Origin of the sequence: Micromonospora sp. NPDC049274 (assembly GCF_040678875.1) — a bacterium.
Lineage (GTDB): Bacteria > Actinomycetota > Actinomycetes > Mycobacteriales > Micromonosporaceae > Micromonospora.
Map to the genome: position 1 here is coordinate 42000 of NZ_JBFAQS010000026.1, position 24504 is coordinate 66503.

The following is a 24504-nucleotide window of genomic DNA, read 5'->3' on the forward strand; positions in this document are numbered from 1 at the left end:
GTTGGTCGTGGATGAGAATCACATCCCCGGCTCGGGGACGAGCTCGCGGGCCGCAACGGCCGGAGCGGACTGGCGGGGCCGCGGCTTGCTCCACCGCTTGCGGATCGGGTTCTCCACGTACGAGTAGAGAAGGCCGGCCGCGGCCACCGCGACGACGAGGATGAACACGGCCATCGCGATCGCGACGTGGGTGCTCCACGGGCCGCCGCCCAGCCAGTTCTGCAACGACTCCATGATCCGGCCGTGCAGCAGGAAGAACGCGTACGAGCAGGTGCCCAGCCACACCATGGCGCGACCACGCAGCGGCGACCACCGCTCCTTGAGGTCGAGCATGGCCAGCGCCGGGATGAGCAGCGCCACCGGGATCACAGTGACGGCGACCTGACGATACGACCACGGCAGCCCGGTGACGTCCGGCACGACGTAGGCGACGGCCAGCAACACCAGCACCGGGAGCACGCCGAGGAGGCGGGGCCAGCGTTCGGTCTGGACGATCCGCGCCATGGCGATGCCGAGCGCGAACTCGAGCAGCCGAGTCGCCGGGAAGATGTAGACGAACCAGTACTGCGGCGCCGACACCGGGCCGACCATGCTGTGCGGCTGGTCCGGCACCACCAGCCGGCCGACCAGCGGCACCAGCCACACCGCGCCCATCAGCGCGACGGCGGCCGGCCACAGCGCGCCGCCCGGGACCCGCCGCGCCAGCCGGATCAGGAACGGGAAGCAGAGGTAGAAGAACGCCTCGGCGGACAGCGACCAGGCGATCGTGTTGACGCCGAACTCGATGCGCTGGTCCGGCGACCACGCCTGCAGCATGAGCAGGTTGATGAGGCCGTCCCAGATCCGCATGGTGGTGCTCCGGTAGTACAGGAGCACCAGATGGCCGACGAGGACGGCGAACAGGAACGCGACGACGTAGTTCGGGTAGATCCGGAAGAAGCGCCGACGCCAGAATGTCCGGGCCGTGTCGTCCGGCCGCGCCGCCCAGGTGAGGCCGAAGCCGCTGGCGATGAAGAAGAAGTCGACAGCGGTCCAGCCGCCCTGGAAGAACAGCCGGTCGAAGGTGTGCTGGGCGGAGCTGTCGGAGAAGATCTGCGAGTTGCCGATGTGACCGAGGAAGACCAGCATCGCGGCGACGAACCGGACGCCGGTGAGGGATGGCAGTCGGGACAGTGTGGCGGTCATCGGGGGGAAACCTCCAGTAGTCGTAGTAGGTGCTCGGCCAGCTCCGACGCGGTCGGGCACTCGTAGACCACGTCCGGCGCGAGCTCGACTCCGATCTGCGCCGCCAGCCGGTTCCGCAGCTCGACCGCGGACATCGAGGACATCCCGAACTCGATGAACTGCACCTCCGGGTCGATCTCGGCGGCCGAGTCGAAGCTCAGCAGCGCTGCGGCCTGCTCGCGGACGAACTCGACCAGGAACAGCCTGCGGTCCTCAGCGGCGTCGAAGCGCCTGTGGAACGGCGACTCGTCTTCCTCTCCCTGATCGCCGCCGGTGGGGGCCGGTGCGTCGCGGAGTCCGGCCAGGGCGGCGAGCAGATCCTCGGGGCGGTGGTCGGCGGGCAGCCCGAGAACCTCGAGCAGGGCGGCCGGGTCACCGCTGTCCACCGCGTCCCACAGCGGGCCGCTCTCGCGGGCGGCCGGCGCCGCGAAGTCCGGCCAGTAGCGGGCGCGTTGGAAGGCGTACGTGGGCAGTGGAACCACCTCGCGCGCGCCGGCGACGGCAGCCCAGTCCACGGTGGCGCCCCGGGTGTGGGCCACGGCCAACGCGCCGAGCAGCGACGCCACCGGGTCGCGGTCGCGGCGCTGAACCGCCGCGCAGCCCTCCGGCACCATCGCCGAGAGCACCGCGTCCGGCCCCAGCTCCAGGAACGTGGAGACCCCGGCGGTCCGCAGCGCCGCCACACCGTCGTGGAACCGCACCGTGTCGCGCAGGTGCCGGGCCCAGTACTCCGGTGCGGTCAGGTCCGCGTCGCTCGCCACCGCGCCGGTCACGTTGGACACGATCGGAATCTGCGCCGGCCGGAACGTCAGGCCCTCGGCCACCGCGGTGAACTCGGCCAGCACCGGGTCCATCAGCGCGGAGTGGAAGGCGTGGCTGACGTCCAGCCGCCGGGTGCGGTGCCCCCGCGCCGCGAGCAGCCCGGCGACCTCGCCGACCGCCGCCTCCGGCCCCGAGACGACCACCGACTCCGGCCCGTTGACCGCGGCGACGTCCACCCCGCCGACCTCGTCCAGCGCCTCGCGGACGATCTTTTCGGAGGCGCGAACCGACACCATGGCTCCGCCGGCCGGCTGGGCCTGCATCAGCGCGCCGCGGGCGACCACCAGCGTGGCCGCGTCGACCAGCGAGAGCACACCGGCCACGTGCGCCGCCACCAGCTCGCCGATGGAGTGTCCGGCGAGGAAGTCGGGCCGGACTCCCCAGTGGCGCAGCAGGCGGTACAGGGCAACCTCGACGGCGAACAGCGCCGCCTGGGTGTAACCGGTCTGCCCGAGCAGCTCGGCGTCGCTGAGAATCACCTCGTGCACCGGCTTGTCCAGGTGCTGGTCGAGCTCGGCGCACACCTCGTCGAACGCGGCCGCGTAGACCGGGTACGCCTCGTACAGTCCCTGTCCCATCCGTAGCCGCTGGCTTCCCTGCCCGGTGAACAGGAAGGCCAGCTTGCCGGCCTGGGCCGTGCCAGTGACCAGGCCGTCCGCAGGCTCACCGGCGATCAGCGCGTCGAGCCCGGCGGCCAGGTCGTCGCGCCCAGTGCCGACGACCACCGCGCGGTGCCGGAACACCGACCGGGTGGCGGCCAGCGAGTAGGCGAGGCCGGCGACGTCGGCGTCCAGGTGGTCGCGCAACCGCCGGGCCTGCCCGGCCAGCGCGGCGGCGCTCTTGGCCGACAGCGCCCAGCCGAGCATCGGCGGGTGTTCCGGGTCGTCGGCCGGCCGGGGCGCCGCCGGGGCCTCCTCGATGATGGTGTGCGCGTTGGTGCCCCCGATGCCGAACGAGGACACCCCGGCCCGGCGCGGCCGGTCGGTCGCCGGCCAGTCCCGCGCCTCGGTGAGCAGCCGGACGGCACCCGCGGCCCAGTCCACGTGGGTCGACGGCTGGTCCACGTGCAGGGTGCGGGGCAGCACGCCGTGCCGTATCGCCTGCACCATCTTGATGACGCCTGCCATGCCGGCGGCGGCCTGGGTGTGGCCGATGTTGGACTTCACCGAGCCCAGCCACAGCGGCCGGTCCTCGGGCCGGTCCTGGCCGTACGTGGCGAGCAGCGCCTGCGCCTCGATCGGGTCGCCCAGCGTGGTCCCGGTGCCGTGCCCCTCCACCACGTCGACGTCCGCCGCCGCCAGGCCGGCCGTGGCCAGCGCCTGCCGGATGACCCGCTGCTGCGACGGGCCGTTCGGCGCGGTCAGCCCGTTGCTGGCGCCGTCCTGGTTGATCGCGCTGCCGCGCACGACGGCGAGCACCGAGTGACCGTTGCGGCGCGCGTCGGAGAGCCGTTCCAGCACCAGCAGCCCCATGCCCTCGCTCCAGCCGGTGCCGTCGGCGGCGTCCGCGAACGACTTGCAGCGGCCGTCCGGGGCGAGGCCGCGCTGGCGGCTGAAGTCGATGAACACGCCAGGGGTGGACAGCACGGTCACCCCGCCGGCCAGTGCGAGGGTGCACTCGCCGCGACGCAGCGCCTGCCCTGCCTGATGCAGCGCCACCAGCGAGGAGGAGCAGGCGGTGTCGATCGTCATCGACGGCCCCTCGAAGCCGAACGTGTAGGACATCCGGCCCGCCGCGACCGCGGCCGAAACCCCGGTGCCGACGAATCCCTCCAGCTCACTGGGCAGGTTCTGGAGCTGCATGCCGTAGTCGTGGTAGGTGAGGCCGACGAACACGCCGGTCCGGCTGCCCCGGACCGAGGCCGGGTCGATGCCCGCGTCCTCCAGCGCCTCCCACGCGCCCTCGAGCAGCAACCGCTGCTGCGGGTCCATGGTCAGTGCCTCGCGCGGCGAGATCCCGAAGAAGGCCGCGTCGAACCCGGTCGCGTCCTCGACGAACCCGCCGTGCCGGGTGTAGGTCGCGCCCCGCTTCTCCGGGTCCGGGTCGTACAGCTCGTCGAGGTTCCAGTTGCGGTCGTCCGGGAACTCCGCGACGACGTCGCCACCGTCGGCGACCAGCCGCCACAGCTGCTCCGGGGAGCTGACGCCGCCCGGCATTCGGCAGCTCATGCCGACGATGGCGATCGGCTCGTCGTCCGCGGCGGCGACGGTCACGGACACGTTCGCCGCCCCGGGCACGTCGAGCAGCTCGGCCCGCAGGAACTCGGCGAGCACCGCCGGGGTCGGGTAGTCGAACACCAGGGTCGCGGGCAGCCGCAGTCCGGTGGCCGCGTTCATCCGGTTGCGGAACTCGACCGCGGTCAGCGAGTCGAAGCCGGACTCCCGGAACGCGCGCTCGTCGTCCACCGCGCCGGCGTCAGACAGGCCGAGCACCGCCGCGACGCGCGTGCGGACCAGGTCGGTCAGTGTGCGGAGATGTTCCGTCGCCGGCATCCGGGCCAGCCGGTCCCGCAGCTCGGAGGCCGCCGCCGCGTCGGTGCCGACGACCCGGCGCGACGCGTTCGGCACCAGGCCCCACAGGATGGACTGCACCGCGCCGAGCCGGGCAGCCGCCCGGAGCGCCCCGAACTCCAGCCGCACCGGCACGACGGTGGCCCCGCCGGCGGCGCACGCCGCGTCGAACAGTGCCAGGGCGGTCGGGGTGGACAGCGGGCCGACCCCGATCCGGCTCAGTCGTGCCCGGTCGCCCTCGTCGAGCCCACCGGACAGCCCGCTGGCCTCGTCCCACAGGCCCCAGGCGAGCGACAGGGCGGGCCGCCCCCGCGATCGGCGGTGCTGCGCGAGCGCGTCGAGGAAGGCGTTGGCCGCGGCGTAGTTGCCCTGGCCGGGCCCGCCGAAGACGCCCGCCGCCGAGCTGAACAGTACGAAGGCGGTCAGCGGCAGGTCGAGGGTGAGCTCGTGCAGGACGACCGCCGCGTCGGCCTTGGGCCGCAGCACCGCGTCGATCCGCTCGGGGGTGAGCGAGCCGATGACGCCGTCGTCGAGGGCGCCCGCGGTGTGCACCACACCGGTCAGCGGATGCTCGGCCGGCACGTCCGCCAGCACGCTGGCCATGCGGGTGCGGTCGGCGGCGTCGGCCGCGACCATGGTCACGGCCGCGCCGAGCCCGGCGAGCTCCGCGCGCAACTCGGCCGCACCGGGGGCGTCGGGACCACGCCGGCTGGTCAGGATCAGATTGCGTACGCCGTAGCCGGTGACCAGGTGCCGGGCGAGAATCGCGCCGAGGGTGCCGGTGCCGCCGGTGATCAGCACCGTGCCGGACCCGCCCCACACATCCGCCGGCTCCTCCGGCGCGGGGACACGAGCGAGCCGGGGCACGTACGCGACTCCGCCCCGCAGCGCGATCTGCGGCTCGCCCGATCCGATCGACGCCGTCAGAGCCGCCCACGACTCGGGCGTGCCGTCGGAGTCGATCAGCACGATCCCGCCGGGGTTCTCCGACTGCGCCGAGCGGATCAGCCCCCAGACCGCCGCCTGCGCCAGGTTGGCGGGAGCCGGTTCGCCCGCCGCGACGGCACCCTCGGTCAGCACCACGAGCGGCACCCCGGCGTGGCGATCGTCAGCCAGCCACTCCTGCACCCCGGCCAGCGCCTGCCCGGTTGCCGCCCGCGTCTGTTCCCCCGCGACGACCAAGAAGCCGAGGTCCGGGACGGTCTCCCCGGCTGGCACGACGCGCGCGCCGGCGGCCTCGAGGGCCGATCCGAGCCCGTCCGAGCCGGCGCCGAGCACGACGCAAGTCGCCCCGGCCGGTGCCGGCGCTGCGGCCGCCACCCGCACCCAGTCCATCTGGTACAGGCCGCCGCGCAACGGGTCGCCGGAGCGGCCCAGGGCGTCGGCCGTCAGCGGCCGCACGGCCAGGGACTCCACCGACGCGACCGGGACGCCGGCGGTGTCCGCCACGTCCACCCGCACCGAGTTGCCGGCCCCGGGCGACAACCGCACCCGCAGCGCGGCCGCGCCGGTGGCCTGCACCCGCACGCCGGCCCAGGCGAACGGCAGCTGCGCCCCGTCCCCGGCGGCGCTGCGGACGGCGAGCGGGTGCAGGGCCGCGTCCAGCAGTGCCGGGTGCAGCGCGAAGCCGTCGGCCGGCCCGCCCTCCTCGGGCAGGGCGACCTCGGCGAAGATCTCCTTCCCGCGTTGCCACACGGCGCGCAGGCCACGGAACGCCGGCCCGTAGCCGACGCCGACCGCGGACACCCGGTCGTAGACGTCGGCCGGCGCCAGCGCGGTCGCCCCGGCCGGCGGCCAGGAGTCCACCTCGAACCGGGCCGGCGGCGCGTCGGTGGCCAGCACACCTGTGGCGTGCCGGGTCCACGGCTCGTCCGGGGCAGCGTCGTCGGGCCGGGAGTTCACGGTGAGCTCGTGCCGGCCCGCGCCGGCCGCGCGCACGGCCAGTTGTAGCTGCACGCCGCCCCGCTCGGGCAGCAGGAGCGGTGCCTCCAGGGTCAGCTCCTCGACGAGACGGCAACCAACCTCGTCCCCGGCCCGGACGGCCAGCTCGACGAACGCGGTGCCGGGCAGCAACACGTGGTTGCCCACCGCATGGTCGGCCAGCCACGGGTGGGTGCGCACCGACAGCCGGCCGGTCAGCAGCACCCCTTCGCCGTCGGCGAGCACCACGGCCGCGCCGAGCAGCGGGTGCGCAGCGGCGGCCAGTCCGAGCCCGGAGGCGTCGACGGCGCGGGCGGCGACCTTGGGCCAGTACGGCCGGCGCTGGAACGCGTACGTCGGCAGGTCGACGCGGGGCCGGGGGCCGATCAGGCCCGTCCAGTCGATGTTCCCGCCGTGCACCCACACCTCGGCAAACGAGGCCAGCATGCGGTCGGGGCCGCCGTTACCCCGGCGCAGCGAGCCGGCCACCAGCGCGGTGCGCACGCCCGCCCGGTCCAGGTTGTCCTCGATGTCGATCTTCAGGGTGGGGTGCACGCTCGACTCGACGAAGAGGCGGAAGCCCTCCCCGGCGAGGGCCTGGACGGCCGAGCCGAAGCCGACCTGTTCGCGCAGGTTCTCGTACCAGTACCCGGCGTCGGCCTCGGTCCCGGTGAGCCAGCGGCCGCGGACCGTCGAGTACCACGCGACGTCGCACGGGCGAGGCGTGACCGGGGCCAGCATCTCGGCGAGCCGTGCTTCGAGCACGTCCACCTGTGGCGAGTGCCCGGCGCAGGACGAGCCGACGCGGCGCACCCGGACCTGATCGGTGTCGTACGCGGCCACCAGCTCGTCAAGGGCGTCCAGGTCGCCAGAGACCACAGTCGCCGACGGCCCGTTCACCGCGGCGACGCAGAGCCGCCCGGACCAGCGGGTCAGCCGGTCCTCGACCTCGCCGACCGGCGACGGCACCCACGCCATGCCGCCGAGGCCGGCGATGTCCAGCAGCAATCGCGACCGCAGCGCCACGATCCGGGCGCCGTCCTCAAGCGACAGCGCGCCGGCGACCACGGCCGCGGCCACCTCGCCCTGGGAGTGCCCCACTACAGCGGCGGGCGTCACTCCGTTCGCGCGCCACACCTCGGCCAGGGACACCATCATCGACCAGAGCACCGGCTGGACCACGTCGATCCGGTCCAGGCCCGGGGCGTCCTCGTCGGCGCGCAGCACGGCCGTCAGCGACCAGTCGATGAACGGCGCCAGCGCCCGCTCGCACTCCGCCAGGCGGGCCCGGAACACCGGGTCGGCCTCGGCCAGCGCCAGGCCCATGCCCGCCCACTGGCCGCCCTGGCCCGGGAAGACGAAGACGGTCTTGCCCGGCTCGACCGCGACGCCGCGCACCACGCCTGCGGCGGGTTCACCCGCGGCCAGCGCGGTCAGCCCGGCGAGCAGCTCCGCCGAGCAGGTGCCGACGACCACCGAGCGGTGCTCGAAGGCCGACCGGCCGGCGGCCAGGGACGCGGCCACCGCGGCCGGGTCGGCACCCGCCGCCTCGTGCTCCAGCAGGGCGCGGGCCTGCGCGCGCAGGGCGTCGGCACTGCGGGCGGACACCAGCCACGGCACCGCGGGCAGGCTCGGGGACTCCGACGTAGCGGCGGCGGGGGCGTCGTACTCCTCGATGACCACGTGCGCGTTGGTGCCGCTGAACCCGAACGACGAAATCCCGGCCCGCCGTGGCTCGTCGCCCCGGTCCCACTGGCGGGCCTCGGTGAGCAGCTCGACGTCGCCCTCGGTCCAGTCGATGTGCGGAGACCGCCGTTCCGCGTACAGCGTCCCGGGCATGACCCGGTGCCGCAGCGCCTCGACGGCCTTGACCAGGCCGGCCGCGCCCGCCGCGGCCTGCGCGTGCCCGATGTTGGACTTGACCGAGCCGATCCACAGCGGGCGGCCCGCCGGCCGGTCCTGGCCGTAGGTGGCCATCAGTGCCTGCGCCTCGAGCGGGTCGCCCAGCGGAGTGCCGGTGCCGTGCGTCTCCACCATGTCGACCTGGGCGGCGGACAGCTTCGCGTTGGCCAGCGCCTGCTGGATCACTCGCTGCTGCGACGGGCCGTTCGGCGCGGTCAGCCCGTTGCTGGCGCCGTCCTGGTTGATCGCCGAGCCGCGGATGACCGCGAGCACCGGATGTCCCCGCCGCACGGCGTCGGAGAGGCGCTCGACCAGGAACATGCCGGCGCCCTCGGCGGCGGCCATGCCGTCCGCGTCGGCCGAGAACGCCTTGCACCGGCCGTCTCGGGCGAGCGCCCGCTGCCGGCTGAACCCGATGAACGTCCCGGGGGTGGAGAGCACCGTGACCGCGCCGGTGAGCGCCATCGTGCAGTCGCCGTCGCGCAGCGCGCGCACCGCGAGGTGCACGGCGACCAGCGAGGACGAGCAGGCGGTGTCGACGGTCGCGGCCGGGCCCTCGAGTCCGAGGGTGTAGGAGATGCGGCCGGACACGACACTGGTGGCCACGCCGGTCATCAGATAGCCCTGAAGCTCCGGCTCGGCCTGCGTCATGATGTTCATGAACTCGCCGCTGTTCGCGCCGATGAACACGCCGGTGCGGCTGCCGCGCAGGGTCTCCGCGTCGATGCCGGCGCTCTCGATCGCCTCCCACGCCGTCTCCAGCGCGAGCCGTTGCTGGGGGTCCATCCCGGCGGCCTCGCGCGGGCTGATGCCGAAGAACGCGGGGTCGAAGCCGGTCACCCCGTCGACGAAACCGCCCTGGCGGACGTACGACGTGCCCGGGTGCTCCGGGTCGGGGTGGTACAGCGACTCGATGTCCCAGCCCCGGTCGTCCGGGAAGCCGCTCATCGCGTCGGTCCCGTCGGCGACTACCCGCCACAGGTCGGCCGGCGAGCTGACCCCGCCGGGGAACCGGCAGGCCATGCCGACGATCGCGATCGGCTCGTGGTCCTTGTCCTGGGCCTGTTCCAGGCGCTTGCGGGTGTCGTGCAGCTCCGCGGTGACCCGCTTGAGGTACTCGACCAGTTTCTCCTCGGTCGCCATCAGCGGCTACCTCTCCTCGTTCGTGGTGGCCAGACCGAGCTCGCTGTCGATGAACCGGAGCACCTCGTCCGCGCTGGCGTTCTCGAGCTGGCCGGAGACATCGGATTCGGCGTCGCGCGTCTGTTTGCGCCAGGTCGACGACAGCTGACGTAGCCGTTCGGTGATCGTGTCGCGGCTGGTGGCCGTGCCGGCCGCCGCGGTCAGCGCCGCCTCGATCCGGTCGAGCTCGGCGAGCAGCAGTTCCTCGGGCGTCCGCGTCGGCGGGGCGATCTCGGCGAGCAGGTGACCGGCCAGCGCCTCGGGGGTCGGATAGTCGAAGACCAGCGTCGCCGGCAGCCGGATCCCGGTCGCCGCCACCAGGCGGTTGCGGAACTCGACTGAGGTCAGCGAGTCGAAGCCGATCTCGGTGAACGGGTTCCGCGCGTCGACCGACTCGGGCCCCGGGAACCCGAGGACCGCGGCGACATGGTCCCGGACGAGGTCCAGTACGGCCGGCATCCGGTCGCCCTCGCCGAGGCCGCTGAGCCGGTCGAGCAGCGTCGCCGCGCCGGAACCGCCGGACTCCAGCGTTCGCCGCGACGGCGCCCGGACGAGGCCGCGGAACAGCGCGGCCACTCCGTCGGCGGCCGCGGCCGTCCGCATCGCGGCGAGATCGAGCCGGATCGGCACCAGCGCCGGCTCGTCCGCGGCGAGTGCCATGTCGAACAGGGCCATGCCCTGGTCCGGGGTGAGCGCGCCGAAGCCGCCCCGCCGCAGCCGCCGCCGATCCGTGTCGTCGAGGTGGCCGGTGATGCCGGCGCCTGCGGCTTGTTCCCACAGTCCCCACGCGAGGGAGGTCGCGGCGTGGCCGGCCGCGTGCCGATGCTGGGCCAGCGCGTCGAGGAACGTGTTGGCCGCGGCGTAGTTGCCCTGCCCGGCGTTGCCCAACACGCCGGCGGCGCCGGAGTACAGGACGAACGCGTCGAGGTCGAGGCCCGCCGTCAGCTCGTGCAGGTTGACCGCCGCGTCGACCTTGGGCCGCAGCACCCGATCGACCTGCTCGGCGGTCATCGAGGCGACGACGCCGTCGGCGAGCACCCCGGCCGTGTGCACGACGGCGGTGAGTGGATGTGCCGCCGGGATCTCGGCGAGCACGCCGGCGAGCCCGGCTCGGTCGGCCGCGTCGCAGGCGACCACCCGGACGGTAGCGCCGAGCGCGGTCAGCTCCTGCGCGAGCGCGCCGGCGCCGGGTGCGTCCGGGCCGCGCCGGCCGGTCAGCACCAGATGGCGTACGCCGTGCGCGGTCACCAGATGGCGGGCGGCCAGCGAACCGAGCGCGCCAGTGCCGCCGGTGACCAGCACGGTGCCGTCCGGCCGGAGCGAGCGGGGCATCGTCAGGACCACCTTGCCGACGTGCTGTGCCTGGGCGAGGTGACGGAACGCGTCCCGGGCGCGCCGAATGTCCCAGGTCCGAACCGGCGGCAACGTCAACGAGCCCCGCTCGAACAGGGCGACGACCTCGCGGAGGATCTCGCCGATCCGGGCCCCGGGCAGCGCGGCCAGGTCGAAGCTCCGGTAGCGGACACCGGGGTGTGCCCGCGCGACCTCGTCCGGGTCGCGCGGATCGGTCTTGCCCATCTCGATGAACCGGCCGCCGCGGGGCATCAGGCGCAGCGAAGCGTCGATCAGCTCGCCGGCCAGGGAGTTGAGCACCACGTCGACGCCCCGGCCACCGCTGCTGTCCCGGAAGGAGTCCGCGAAGCCGGGCGTACGGGAGGAGGCGATCCGCTCCTGCGGGATGCCCGCGTCCCGGAGCGCCTCCCACTTGCCCGGACCGGCCGTGGCGAAGACCTCGGCGCCGAGGTGCCGGGCGATCTGCACGGCGGCCGTACCGACGCCACCGGCGGCGGCGTGCACCAGCACCGATTCACCGGCGGTCAGGCCGGCCAGGTCGACCAGGGCGTGATAGGCCGTGGCGTAGGCCATCGGCACCGACGCGGCCTCGGTGAACGACCAGCCGGCCGGGATGGGGACCACCCGGTCGGCGGTCGTGACCGCGGTCCTGCCCGAGCCGCCCAGCAGGATGCCCATCACCCGGTCGCCCGGACTCAGGCCGGTGACGTCCGGGGCGACCTCGACGATCACGCCGGCGCCCTCGCCGCCCATCTGCGCGTCCCCGGGGTACATGTCCAGGGCGATCAGCACGTCGCGGAAGTTGAGGCCGACGGCGTGTGGGGCGACCCGCACCTCCCCCGGCTCCAGCGCCCGGCCCTCCTCGGCCGGGGCAAGCACCAGGTTGTCCACCGTGCCGCGGCTGCTCACGGCCAGCCGCCAATTGCCCGGCGGAGGCACCAGGGTGGCGGGGACGGCGAGCCGCGGCGCGTACACCCTGCCCGCCCGCACCGCGAGTTGCGCTTCGCCGGTGGCGAGCGCGGCGGCCAGCGCGGCCGACGACGCGGCGTCCTCGTCGAGGTCGGCCAGCACCAGCCGGGCGGGATTCTCCGCCTGCGCCGACCGGATCAGGCCCCAGGCCGGGGCGTTGACCAGGTCGGTAGGGCCGGCCTCGCCGTCCAGCGCGACCGCGCCGGTGGTAACCACGACCAGGCGAGAGGACGCGAACCGCGGCTCGGCCAGCCACTCCCGCACGAGTGCCAGCGTGCGGCAGGTCGCTTCGCGGACCGCCGTGGCGAGGTCACCGGTCTCGCCGGGTGCGGTCAGGCGGATCGCCACCAGCGGCGGCACGTCGGCCGTGTCCGGCAACGCGCCGGGCTCGGCGAAGACCGGCTCGGGTGCGGCCTCGGCGGTGGCGACGGGGGCCCACCGTACGGCGTACATCGAGTCGCCGGCCCCGGTGGTGACGGACCGCGCGGGCAGCGCGCGCATCGTCAGCGACTCGATGTCGGCCACCGGGGTGCCGGCCAGATCGGTGACGCTGATGGCGTAGGAGCCGTTGTCCCGCGCGAACAGCCGTACCCGCACGGACGTGGCCCCGGTGGCGTGCAGGCGTACGCCGGACCAGCTGAACGGCAGTCGCGCCCCGGTGTCGCCGGTCGTTCCGGCCGCGATCACGTGGAGCGCCGCGTCCAGCAGGGCGGGGTGGAGCCCGAACCGGCCGGTCTCGGTGGCGTCCTCGGGCAGGGCCACCTCGGCGTACCGGTCGCTGCCGTTCTCCCACGCCGCCAGCAGCCCGCGGAACGTGGGTCCGTAGCGCATCCCGATGCTGTCGAACCGGTCGTAGAGACCGGTGACGTCGAGGCGTTCCGCTCCCGCCGGCGGCCAGGACGGCCCGGTCCCGACGGCGGGAGCGTCCGTGCCGTCCACCAGGGTGCCGCTCGCGTGCCGGGTCCACGGGTCGCCCGGTTTCGACTGCCCCGGCCGGGAGTAGACAGCGACGGCGCGGCGGCCGGCGGCCGCCGCGTCGACCGCCACCTGCAGCCGCACGTCGCCGCGCTCGGGCAGCACCAACGGTGCCTCGAGGGTCAGCTCCTCGACGACGCCGCAGCCGGCCTCGTCGCCGGCGCGCACGGCCAGCTCGACGAACGCGGTGCCGGGCAGCAGCACCTGGCCGCCGATCTCGTGCTCGGCCAGCCACGGGTGGGTCTGCCGGGAGAGCCGCCCGGTGAGCAGGACACTGTCGTCGGCGAGGGTGGCACCGACGTCGAGCAACGGGTGGCCGGCCTCCTTGAGGCCGATCGACCCCGCGTCGCCGGCCGGCCGGCCGGGGCTCGCCAGCCAGTAGCGCTGGTGGGCGAACGCGTAGGTGGGCAGGTCGGCGTGCCGTTCCCGCGGTCCGAAGAGGACCTGCCAGTCGACGGGCCGGCCGGCGATGTGCAGCCGGGCGAGCGCCTCGACGAACGACACCACCTCGTCGCGGTCCTTGCGGGCGGTGGGGATCGCATCGGTCAGGCCGCTGAGGACCCCGTCGGGGCCGATCTCCACCAGGATGTCCGCACCGGCGGCGGCGACGTTGTCGGCGAAGCGAACAGCTTGCCGGACGTGCTCCACCCAGTAACCCGGATCGGTCGGATCACCACTGATAGCCAGCGCGATGCTCGGCTGCCGGTAGGTCAGGCCCTCGGCCACCTGCCGGAAGTCCTCCAGCATCGGCTCCATCAACGGCGAATGGAACGCGTGACTGACCCGCAACCGGCGCATCCGCACCCCGACCAACGCCGCCTCAACCCGGGCCACACTCTCCTCAGCCCCGGAGACCACCACCGCAGACGGGCCATTGACCGCCGCAATACCCACCCGCTCGTCGAGCAGCGGCACCACATCCGCCTCGGAAGCGGCGACCGCGAGCATCGCCCCACCCGCCGGCAACGCCTGCATCAACCGCGCCCGGGCGCCGATCAACGCGCACGCGTCATCCAGAGACAACACACCCGCCACGTGGGCGGCCGCGATCTCCCCGATCGAATGACCGACCAGGACATCCGGCTCGACTCCGAGCGAGGTGAGCAGCCGATAGAGGGCCACCTCGAACGCGAACAACGCCGGCTGCGCGTTACCGGTCTCGCGCAACTCCTCCTCCGACGAACCCCACATCACGCCCCGCACGTCGAGACGCTGCAACACCTCGTCGAGAGCGTCGGCGAACACCGGGAACTCGGCAGCCAACTCACGGCCCATACCGAGGCGCTGACTACCCTGACCCGAGAACAGGAACCCCAGCCGGCCGTCCACCGTCGCGGTGCCGCGCAGCACCCCCGGCCCGGCCTCCCCGGCGGCGAGCGCCTCCAGTCCCGCGACCAGGGTGAGCCGGTCGGTCGCGACGATCGCGGCGCGGTGCTCCATCGGCGCCCGGGTCGCCGCCAGGGCGGCGCCGATCGCGGCGGTCTCGCCGCGCAGCTCGGTCAGCAGTTTCGCGGCCTGCCCGCGCAGCGCGTCCCCGGTCCGGGCGGAGATCAGCCACGGCACCACCCGCGGCGTCGGCGCCGGCGCCACGGCGGTCTCCGGCTCGGCCTGCTCGAGGATCACATGCGCGTTGGTGCCGGAGATGCCGAACGACGACACCGCCGCGCGGCGCGGCCGTCCCGTGTCGTCCCACGGCCGGGGCTCGGTCAGCAGCGCGACCGTGCCGGCCGTCCAGTCCACGTGCGCGGTCGGCTCGTCGACGTGCAGCGTCCTCGGGAGCGTCCCGTGCCGCATCGCCATCACCATCTTGATCACCCCGGCCACGCCGGCGGCGGACTGGAGGTGGCCGATGTTCGACTTCACCGAGCCGAGCCAGAGCGGCCGGTCCTCGGGTCGGTCCTGGCCGTACGTGGCGAGCAGTGCCTGCGCCTCGATCGGGTCACCCAGCGTCGTGCCGGTGCCGTGCGCTTCGACCACGTCGACGTCCGGCGCGGACAGTCCGGCGACCGCCAGGGCCTGCCGGATCACGCGCTGCTGGGCGGGGCCGTTCGGGGCGGTCAGGCCGTTGGACGCGCCGTCCTGGTTGATCGCGCTGCCTCTCACCACGGCAAGCACCGGGTGGCCGTGGCGGCGCGCGTCGGAGAGCCGCTCGAGCACCAGCATGCCGCCCCCCTCGGCGAGACCGAAGCCGTCCGCAGCGGCGGCGAACGACTTGCACCGCCCGTCGCGGGCGAGCGCGCCCTGCCGACTGAACCCGACGAACCCCAGCGGGGTGGACATCACCGTGGCGCCACCGGCCAGCGCCAGCGAGCATTCGCCGTTGCGCAGGGCGTTCGCGGCCAGGTGCAGGGCGACCAGCGACGACGAGCAGGCCGTGTCGACAGTCAGGGTCGGGCCCTCCAAGCCCAGCGCGTAGGCGGTGCGCCCGGACACGACACTGCCCAGCGTGCCGGTCATGAGGTGACCGACCACCTCCTCGGACAGCTGATCGGAGCCGCGGCCGTAGTGTTCGTAGGCGGTGCCGACGAACACGCCGGTCCGGCTGCCGCGCAGCGACTCCGGGTTGATCCGGGCGTGCTCGAGCGCCTCCCACGAGGTCTCCAGGAGCAGCCGCTGCTGCGGGTCCATCGCGAGCGCCTCGCGGGGGCTGATGCCGAAGAACCCGGCGTCGAAATCGCCCGCCCCGTCGAGGAATCCGCCTTCCCGGACGTACGTCGTGTGCGGCCGGGACAGGTCCGGGTCGTAGATGGCGTCGACGTCCCAGCCCCGGTCCTCGGGCAGGAACGAGATCGCGTCGGCGCCGTCGGCGACGAGCCGCCAGAGGTCCTCCGGCGTGCGCACCCCGCCGGGGGCGCGCAGGCTCATGCCGACGATGACGATCGGGTCGCCGGCCTGCGGCGCGACCGCGGATCCCGGCTCGGCGGCGGATCCGGGCTCGCCGAGGATCTGCCCGGCCAGCATCTCGGCCACGGCCCGGATGTTCGGGTGGTCGAAGATGACGGTCGTCGGCACCCGCGCGCCGGTGACGTCCTGCAGCCGGGCCCGCAGCTCGACCGCGGACACCGAGTCGAAGCCGAGGTCCCGGAATGCCCGGTCCGCCTCGACCTCGGCCGGGTCGCCGTAGCCGAGCACGACCGCGACCTGTTCCCGGACGAGGTCGGTGAGTAGGCGGAGGCGGTCCCGTTTGTCGAGCGGAAGCAGCCGGGCCTGCAGGGGCGACGTGACGTCCTCGGCAGCGCCGGGCCGGGCCTCGGCCGCGACGAGCGCGGCCACCTCGGGGATGCCGGCCACCAGCGGCCGGTTCCGGGCGGAGCTGAACAGCGGATAGAAACGTTCCCAGTCAACATCCGCGACGACCAGGTGGGTCTCCCCGTCGGCGAGCGCCTGGACGAGGCCCTCGACGGCACGCTCGGGTGCCATGAACGGCATGCCGCTGCGGCGTCCGTCGTCCTCGCTGAGGAAGGAGGTCATGCCCCCGCCGGCCGCCGACCAGAACCCCCATGCCACGGCGGTGGCGGGCAGTCCCCGGCCGCGCCGGGCGGCGGCCAGTCCATCGAGGAACGCGTTGGCGGCGGCGTAGGCGGCGTTGTTGCCGCTCCCCCACACTCCGGCGCCCGACGAGAACAGCACGAACGCGTCCAGTTCCCGGTCGGCGAACACGTCGTCGAGCACCGCCGCACCGATGAGCTTGGCCGCGGTGACGGCTTCGAGCTCCTCCGGGCCGAGCAGGTCGATCCGCTTCATGTGCGGGATCCCGGCGGCGTGGAACACCGAGCGGATCACGTCGCCGCCCGCCTCGATCCGGGCGGCCAGCGCCGCGACCGCCTCCGCGTCGGCCACGTCGCACGCTTCCACCGTGACCCGTACGCCGCTGCGCTCCAGTTCAGCGACCAGATCGGCCGCCCCCGGGGCGCGGTCGCCACGTCGGCCGGTCAGCACGATGTGCCCGGCGCCGCCGGTCGCCAGCATGCGTGCCACGTGGGCGCCGAGGCCGCCGGTGCCGCCGAAGACCAGGGCGGTGCCCCGGGCCTGCCACGTGGCGTCGGCGCCGGTGGTGCGGGGCGCCCGGGTGAGCCGCCGGGCGTACAGCGCCGACGAGCGGACCGCGAGCTGGTCCTCGTCGCCGACGCCGGCCAGGGCGGCGGCGAGGCGCACGCGGGCGGGGACGTCGATGTTTTCCGGCAGGTCGATCAGGCCGCCCCAGCGCTCCGGGTGCTCGAGCGCGAAGACCCGGCCGAGGCCGCACACCGCGCTCTGCCCAGGCGCGCGGACCGGATCGGATCCGCCGACCGTCTCGGCCGTCTGGGTGGCGAGCCACACCGGCGCGGCGATCTCGGCGTCGCCGAGGGCCTGCAGCAACGACAGCGTACGAACCAGCCCGGAGTCCGCCGCGGCGAGCAGGGACAGCACACCCGCGGGGGCCTCCTGCCCGGACAACAGGTCCGCCAGCGGGTCCCGGTCGAGCTGGTCGCCGAGCTCGATGAGCCGCACCTCGGCGCCGTGCTCGGTGAGCGCCGTGGTGACGGCCGCGACGAGGTCGTCATCGGCTGCGGCCACGATCCACCACAGCCCGGTGAGCTTCGGAGCGGCCGTGGTGAGCGCCACCGGCGTCCAGGTGATCCGGTACCGCCAGTTGTCCAGTTCGGACGGGGCGGGCTGCGGCGTCACCGGGGCCAGCCAGAACCGCTGCCGCTGGAAGGCGTAGGTGGGCAGGTCGAAGCCGCGTGGGGAGACGCCCGCGAAATAGGTGCGCCAGTCGACGCGTACGCCGCGGGTCTGCAGCCGGCCGAACGCCTCGATGAGGAACCGGACCTCGTCGCGATCCCTGTGCGCCAGCGGGACGAGCACGGCCGACTCGTCGCCGGCGTGTTCCAGCGCCTGCTCGGCGAGGCCGGTCAGCACGCCGTCCGGGCCGATCTCGACGTGGATGCCGGCGCCGGCCGCCGCGACATTGTCGGCGAAGCGAACGGCCTGCCGGACGTGCTCGACCCAGTAACCCGGATCGGTCGGGTCACCGCTCATGGCCAGCGCGATGCTCGGCTTCTGGTAGGTCAAGCGTTCGGCGACCTGCCGGAACTCGTCCAGCATCGGCTCCATCAACGGCGAGTGGAACGCGTGACTGACCCGCAACCGGCGCGTCCGCACCCCGACCAACGCCGCCTCGACCCGGGCCACGCTGTCCTCTGCCCCGGAGACCACGACCGCCGACGGGCCGTTGATCGCCGCGATGCCGACCTGCTCGTCGAGCAGCGGCAACACGTCGGCCTCGGGGGCGGCGACCGCGAGCATCGCCCCACCCGCCGGCAACGCCTGCATCAACCGCGCCCGAGCGTCGACCAACGCGCACGCGTCATCCAGAGAGAACACACCCGCGACGTGGGCGGCGGCGATCTCACCGATCGAATGACCCACCAACACATCGGGGTCGACACCGAACGACGTGGCGAGCCGGAACAGGGCGACCTCGAACGCGAACAACGCCGGCTGCGCATTGCCGGTCTCGCGCAACTCCTCCTCGGACGAGCCCCACATCACGCCCCGCACGTCGAGACGTTGCAACACCTCGTCGAGGGCGTCGGCGAACACCGGGAACTCGGCGGCCAACTCGCGGCCCATGCCGAGTCGCTGGCTGCCCTGACCGGCGAACAGGAACGCCACCCTGCCGGCCGTGCCGCTGCCGGTGTGCACGCCGGCGGCCGGCTCCCCGGCGGCCAGGGCACGCAGTCCCGCCAGCAGCTCGTCGCGGTTCGCCCCGGTGATGACGGCCCGGTGGTCGAGCACGGCCCGGGTCGTGGCGAGCGCGGCCCCGACCACGTCGGCCGGAGCGGCCCTCTCGTCGAGTGGGTCGAGCCGGTCGAGCAGCCGGGCCGCCTGCGCGCCGAGCGCGGCGGAGGTCCGTGCCGACAGCAGCCACGGCACGGCCGGGGGCGGCGCCACGGCCGGCTCGGCCGCGGCCTCCTCCGGCGGAGCCTCCTCGATGATCACGTGGGCGTTGGTGCCGCTGAACCCGAACGACGAGATGCCGGCGCGGCGCGGGCCGTCCCCACGCCGCCACGGCTTGGCCTCGGTGAGCAGCCGCACGTCCCCGGCCGACCAGTCCACGTGCGGGGACGGGCGATCGGCGTGCAGGGTGCGCGGCAGCACGCCGTGCCGCATCGCCATCACGGTCTTGATCACGCCGCCGACGCCGGCCGCGGCCTGGGTGTGCCCGATGTTGGACTTGAGGGAGCCGAGCCACAGCGGATGGCCCTCGGCGCGCTCCTGTCCGTACGTCGCGAGCAGGGCCTGCGCCTCGATGGGGTCGCCCAGCACCGTGCCGGTTCCGTGCGCCTCGACCATGTCGACCTGCGACGCGGACAGGCCCGCGTCGGCGAGCGCCTGGCGGATCACCCGCATCTGCGACGGGCCGTTGGGCGCGGACAGACCGTTGCTCGCCCCGTCCTGGTTGATGGCGCTGCCGCGCAGGACCGCCAGCACCTGGTGGCCCTGGCGGCGGGCGTCGGACAGTCGCTCGAGGACCAGGACGCCCACGCCTTCGGCCCAGCCGGTGCCGTCGGCGCCCGCCCCGAACGACTTGCACCGGCCGTCCGGGGACAGCCCGCGCTGCCGGCTGAACTCGATGAACGTGCCCGGCGACGACATCACCGTCACGCCGCCGGCGAGCGCGGCCGAGCATTCCCCGCGCCGCAGCGCGTTCGCCGCCAGGTGCAGCGCTACCAGCGACGACGAGCAGGCGGTGTCGACCGAGACGGCGGGGCCGTTGAGGTCGAGCGTGTAGGCGACCCGGCCGGAGACGACGCTGCCGATCGCCTCGCTGCGGTAGTAGTCGTGGTACATGACCCCGGCGAACACCCCGGTGCGGCTGCCCCGCAGCGACGCCGGGTCGATGCCGGCTCGTTCGAGCGCCTCCCACGAGGTCTCCAGGAGCAGGCGCTGCTGGGGGTCGGCGCTGACGGCCTCCCGCGGCGACATGGCGAAGAAGCCGGGGTCGAACTCGGCGGCGTCGTACAGGAAGCCGCCGTGCCGCGTGTACGCCGTGTCCGGGTGCTCGGGATCGGGGTGGTAGACGTGCGGGTCCCAGCCGCGATCGGCCGGGAACTCACCGATCGCGTCCACGCTGTCGTCGACCAGCCGCCAGAGGTCCTCCGGGGAGGTGACGCCACCCGGGTAACGACAGGCCATGCCGACGATCGCGATCGGCTCGTGGTCCTTGCCCTCGATCTCCCGCAGCTGCTGACGGGCCTCGTGCAGATCCGCCGTGACGCGCCGGAGGTAGTCCCGGAGTTTGTCCTCGCCTGCCATGTCGTCCCCTTCGTCGCGTCGTTCAGAGTTCGTTGTCGATGAAGGCGAAGATCTCGTCGTCGCTCGCCGATTCGATGTGTTCCTTGACGCTGTCCGCGGTCCGGTCCCCGTCGCCGAGACCGGCCAGGATCTCCCGCAGCCGCGCGGTGATCCGGCCCCGCGCGTCGCTGTCCGCGCCGACCTTCGACACCGAGTTCTCGATCCGGTCGAGCTCGGCGAACAGGCGCAGCTCCGCGGCCTGGTCGCCGGCCGCGCCGTCGAACTGTCCGAGCAGGTGGGCGATCAGCGCCGCCGGACTCGGGTAGTCGAAGATCAGCGTCGCGGGCAGCCGCAGACCCGTCGCGGCGCTGAGCCGGTTGCGCAGCTCGACCGCGGTGAGCGAGTCGAAGCCGAGGTCCTGGAACTGCTGCTCCTCGGCGATCGCGGACCCGTCGGCGAACCCGAGGGTCGCGGCAACCTGGCCGCGCACCAGGCCGGACAGGACGCTCTCGCGCTCGGCGGGAGCCATCGCGGCCATCCGGCCGGCGAACTCGCCGCCGGCGGCGACTCCGGCCGCGGAACGCCGCGCGGAACCGCCGACCAGCCCGCGCAGCATCGCCGGCAACGCCTCGCCGGCGGACGCCAGCACTCGCAGATCGAGGGTGACCGGCACGAGCGCCGCGCGTTCGTGGGTCAGCGCGGCGTCGAACAGCGCGAGGCCCTCGGCCACGGTCAGCGGCACGATGCCGGTGCGGCGCATCCGCTCGGCGTCGCGGTCGGCCAGGTCGCCGGCCATGCCGCCGTGCGACCACGGACCCCAGGCCAGTGACGTGCCGGGCAGCCCGGCGGCCCGACGGTGCTGGGCCAGCGCGTCCAGGTAGGCGTTGGCCGCGGCGTAGTTGGCCTGGCCGGCCCCGCCGAGCACCCCGGCCACCGAGGAGAACAGCACGAACGCGGTGAGATCGAGCCCGGCGGTCAGCTCGTGCAGGTGCCACGCCGCGTCCGCCTTGGGCCGCAGCACGGCCGTGAGCCGTTCCGGGGTAAGGCTGCCGATCAGACCGTCGTCCAGCACGCCGGCCAGGTGCACGACGGCGGTCAGCGGCCGCTCGGCCGGCACCGCCGCGATGAGCGCCGCGACCTCGTCACGGACCGCCACGTCGCAGGCCGCGATGGTCACGTCGGCGCCGAGCGCGGTCAGCTCGGCCCGTAGGTCGTTCGCTCCGGCGGCATCCGCGCCCCGGCGGCCGGCCAGCAGAAGATGCCGTACGCCGTGCGCCGTGACCAGGTGCCGGGCCACCAGTGAACCCAGGGCGCCGGTGCCACCGGTGACGAGGACGGTGCCGTCCAACATCGGGCGATCGGCCCCGGACGCGGTGGCCCGGGAGAGCCTCGGCGTGTACACCCGGTCGCCGCGCACCGCCAGCTGCGGTTCGCCGGCCCGCAGGGCGGCGCCGATCAGCTCGGTGCCGGCCGCGCCGTCGGAGTCGAGCAGGACGAAGCGGTCCGGGTTCTCCGTCTGCGCCGCCCGCACCAGTCCCCACACCGCCGCCTGCGCCGGGTTCACGTCCTCGTTAGGGGTGACCGCGACGGCGTCGCGGGTCATCAGCGCCAGCCGGGCCGGGGCGAAACGCTCCTGGGCCAGCCAGTCCCGCACGAGCGCCAGCGCCCGCTCCACGGAGCGGCCGTCGAGGTCGGCGAGCACCCATCCGCCGTCCACGTCGCCCACCTCGGCCAACTCGGTCACCCGGGTAACGGGGGCGGGACCATCGCCGTGGGCCACCGGCGTCCAGTCGACCTGGAACAGGCTGTCCCGGCCGGCCGGGCCGCTGACCTGCTCGACCGCGACGGGCCGCAGGACCAGGCTGTCGACGTCGAGCACCGGGGTGCCGGTCTGGTCGGCGGCCGTTATCCGCACCGCGCCGCGAGCCCCGGCCGAACACGCCCGCACCCGCAGGTGCCTGGCCCCGGCGGCGTGCAGCACGACCTGGTTCCACGCGAACGGCAGGTTGGTGCGGCCGGGGCCGGCGTCGTCGAGAAAGTCCCCGAGCGCGATCGCGTGCAGCGCGGAGTCCAGGAGCGCGGGGTGCAGGCCGTACCGCTCGGCGTCGGCCTGCGCGGGCTCGGGCAGCACGATCTCGGCGAACACCTCGTCGTCGCGCCGCCACGCCGTGGTCAGGCCGTGGAAGATCGGGCCGTAGTCGACTCCGGTGCCGCCGTCCGTCCCGTAGAAGCCGTCCACGGCGACGGGGGTGGCGTCCACCGGCGGCCACTGGGTGAGATCGGCGGCGGGCCGGGCCGCCCGCTCGGTGAGCACACCGGTCGCGTGCCGGGTCCAGCCGCCGGCGCCGCGGTCGGGCCGGGAATGGATCTCCACGGCCCGGGCGCCGTGCTCGTCTGCGGCACCGACGACCACCTGCACCTGAACACCGCCGTCGGCGGGGACCACCAGGGGCGCCTGGAGGGTGAGCTCGGCGAGGACCGGGCAGCCGGCTTCGTCGCCGGCCCGCACGGCCATCTCGACCAGGGCGGCGCCCGGCACGACCACGGCGCCGCCGACCCGGTGGTCGCCCAGCCAGGCGTGCGTGCCCAGCGCCAGGCGGGCCGTGCAGACCACTCCGCCGGTGTCCGGCGCCGGCACGACCACCGAGAGCAGCGGATGCTCGATCGCGCTCAGGCCGACGGCCGCCAGGTCGCCACCCACCGGCCCGTCGAGCCAGAACCGCTCGCGCTGGAACGCGTAGGTCGGCAGAGCTACCTGCCGGGCGGCACCGAACAGCGCGCGCCAGTCGACGGGCCGGCCGGCGATGTGCAGGCGGGCGAGCGCCTCGACGAACGACACCACCTCGTCGCGGTCCTTGCGCGCGGTGGGGATCGCCTCGGTCAGCCCACTGAGAACACCGTCGGGTCCGATCTCCACCGCGACCTCGGCGTTCGCGGCGGCCACGTTGTCGGCGAAGCGAACCGCCTGCCGGACGTGCTCGACCCAGTAACCGGGATCGGTCGGATCACCGCTGACGGCCAGCTCGACGACCGGCTCCTGATAGCTCAACCCCTCAGCCACCTGCCGGAACTCCGCCAGCATCGGCTCCATCAACGGCGAATGGAACGCATGGCTGACCCGCAACCGGCGCATCCGCACCCCGACCAACGCCGCCTCGACCCGGGCCACACTCTCCTCAGCCCCGGAGACCACAACCGCAGACGGGCCGTTGACGGCGGCGATCCCGCAGAACTCGTCCAGCAGCGGCAACACGTCGGCCTCCGGCGCGGCGACCGCGAGCATCGCCCCACCCGCCGGCAACGCCTGCATCAACCGCGCACGGGCGTCGACCAACGTGCACGCGTCGTCCAGCGACAACACACCCGCCACATGGGCGGCCGCGATCTCCCCGATCGAATGACCCACCAACACATCAGGCTCGATGCCGAGCGAGGTCAGAAGTCGATAGAGGGCGACCTCGAAGGCAAACAGCGCCGGTTGGGCATTGCCGGTCTTCTGCAACTCCTCCGGGTCGGAGCCCCACATCACGTCCCGGACGTTCAGGCGTTGCAGCACCTCGTCCAGGGCCTCGGCGAACACCGGGAACTCCGCGGCCAACTCACGGCCCATACCGAGGCGCTGACTACCCTGACCCGAGAACAGGAACGCCAGCCGGCCGTCCGCCCGTGCGGTGCCGCTGAACACCCCCGGCCCGGTCTGCCCGGCGGCGAGCGCATCCAGCGCCGCCAGCAACCGGTCGCGGCCGTCGCCGACCACCACCGCGCGGTGCGTCAGGGCCGCCCGGCCCGAGGCCAGCGACCAACCCACGTCACGCGGGTCCGCCTCCGGCCGGTCGGCCAGCCAGGCGCGCAGCCGATCCGCCTGCGCACGCAGGGCCTCGGGCGACCCGGCGGACAGCGTCCACGCCAGAGTCCCCGCCGGCGGCCGCTCCGCGACCGGGACCTCGGTCTCGGGTGCCTGTTCGAGGATCACGTGCGCGTTCGTGCCGGAGATACCGAACGACGACACACCCGCCCGGCGCGGCCCCTCGCCGGCCCACTGCCTCGACCGCGTCAGCAGCTCGACCGCGCCCGCCGTCCAGTCCACGTGCCGCGACGGCTGGTCCACGTGCAGGGTCCGCGGCAGCACACCGTGCCGCATCGCCATGACCATCTTGATCACCCCGGCCACACCTGCAGCGGCCTGCGTGTGACCGAAGTTCGACTTGACGGATCCGAGCCACAGGGGCCGGTCACGATCCTGGCCGTAGGTCGCGATCAGGGCCTGGGCTTCGATCGGGTCGCCCAGCGTCGTGCCGGTGCCGTGTGCCTCCACCACGTCGACATCCGCCGCGTTCACTCCCGAGTTGGCCAGGGCCTGGCGGAT

Annotated in this window: 4 protein-coding genes; all 4 read right to left on the reverse strand. The window is 74.2% G+C overall.

All coding sequences use genetic code 11. The annotated features are described in order from the left end of the window. Nucleotides 1-18 precede the first annotated feature (18 nt). Nucleotides 19-1185: an acyltransferase gene (locus tag AB0K10_RS31435; protein ID WP_363689575.1), complete on the reverse strand. Its 1167-nt coding sequence runs from the start codon at nucleotides 1183-1185 to the stop codon at nucleotides 19-21. Next, a complete protein-coding gene (locus AB0K10_RS31440) occupies nucleotides 1182-9521 on the reverse strand; it encodes a type I polyketide synthase (RefSeq protein WP_363689577.1) in 8340 nt (2779 codons plus the stop codon). The genes AB0K10_RS31435 and AB0K10_RS31440 overlap by 4 nt, the downstream gene beginning before the upstream one ends. Before the next feature lie 6 nt (nucleotides 9522-9527). Next, nucleotides 9528-20159 carry an SDR family NAD(P)-dependent oxidoreductase gene (locus tag AB0K10_RS31445; protein WP_363689579.1) on the reverse strand — a complete coding sequence of 3544 codons (10632 nt, stop codon included), beginning with the start codon at nucleotides 20157-20159 and terminating at the stop codon, nucleotides 9528-9530. Between the two features lie 22 nt (nucleotides 20160-20181). Further along, on the reverse strand, nucleotides 20182-24504 hold a 4323-nt coding region (locus tag AB0K10_RS31450), incomplete at its 5' end, for a type I polyketide synthase (RefSeq protein WP_363689581.1).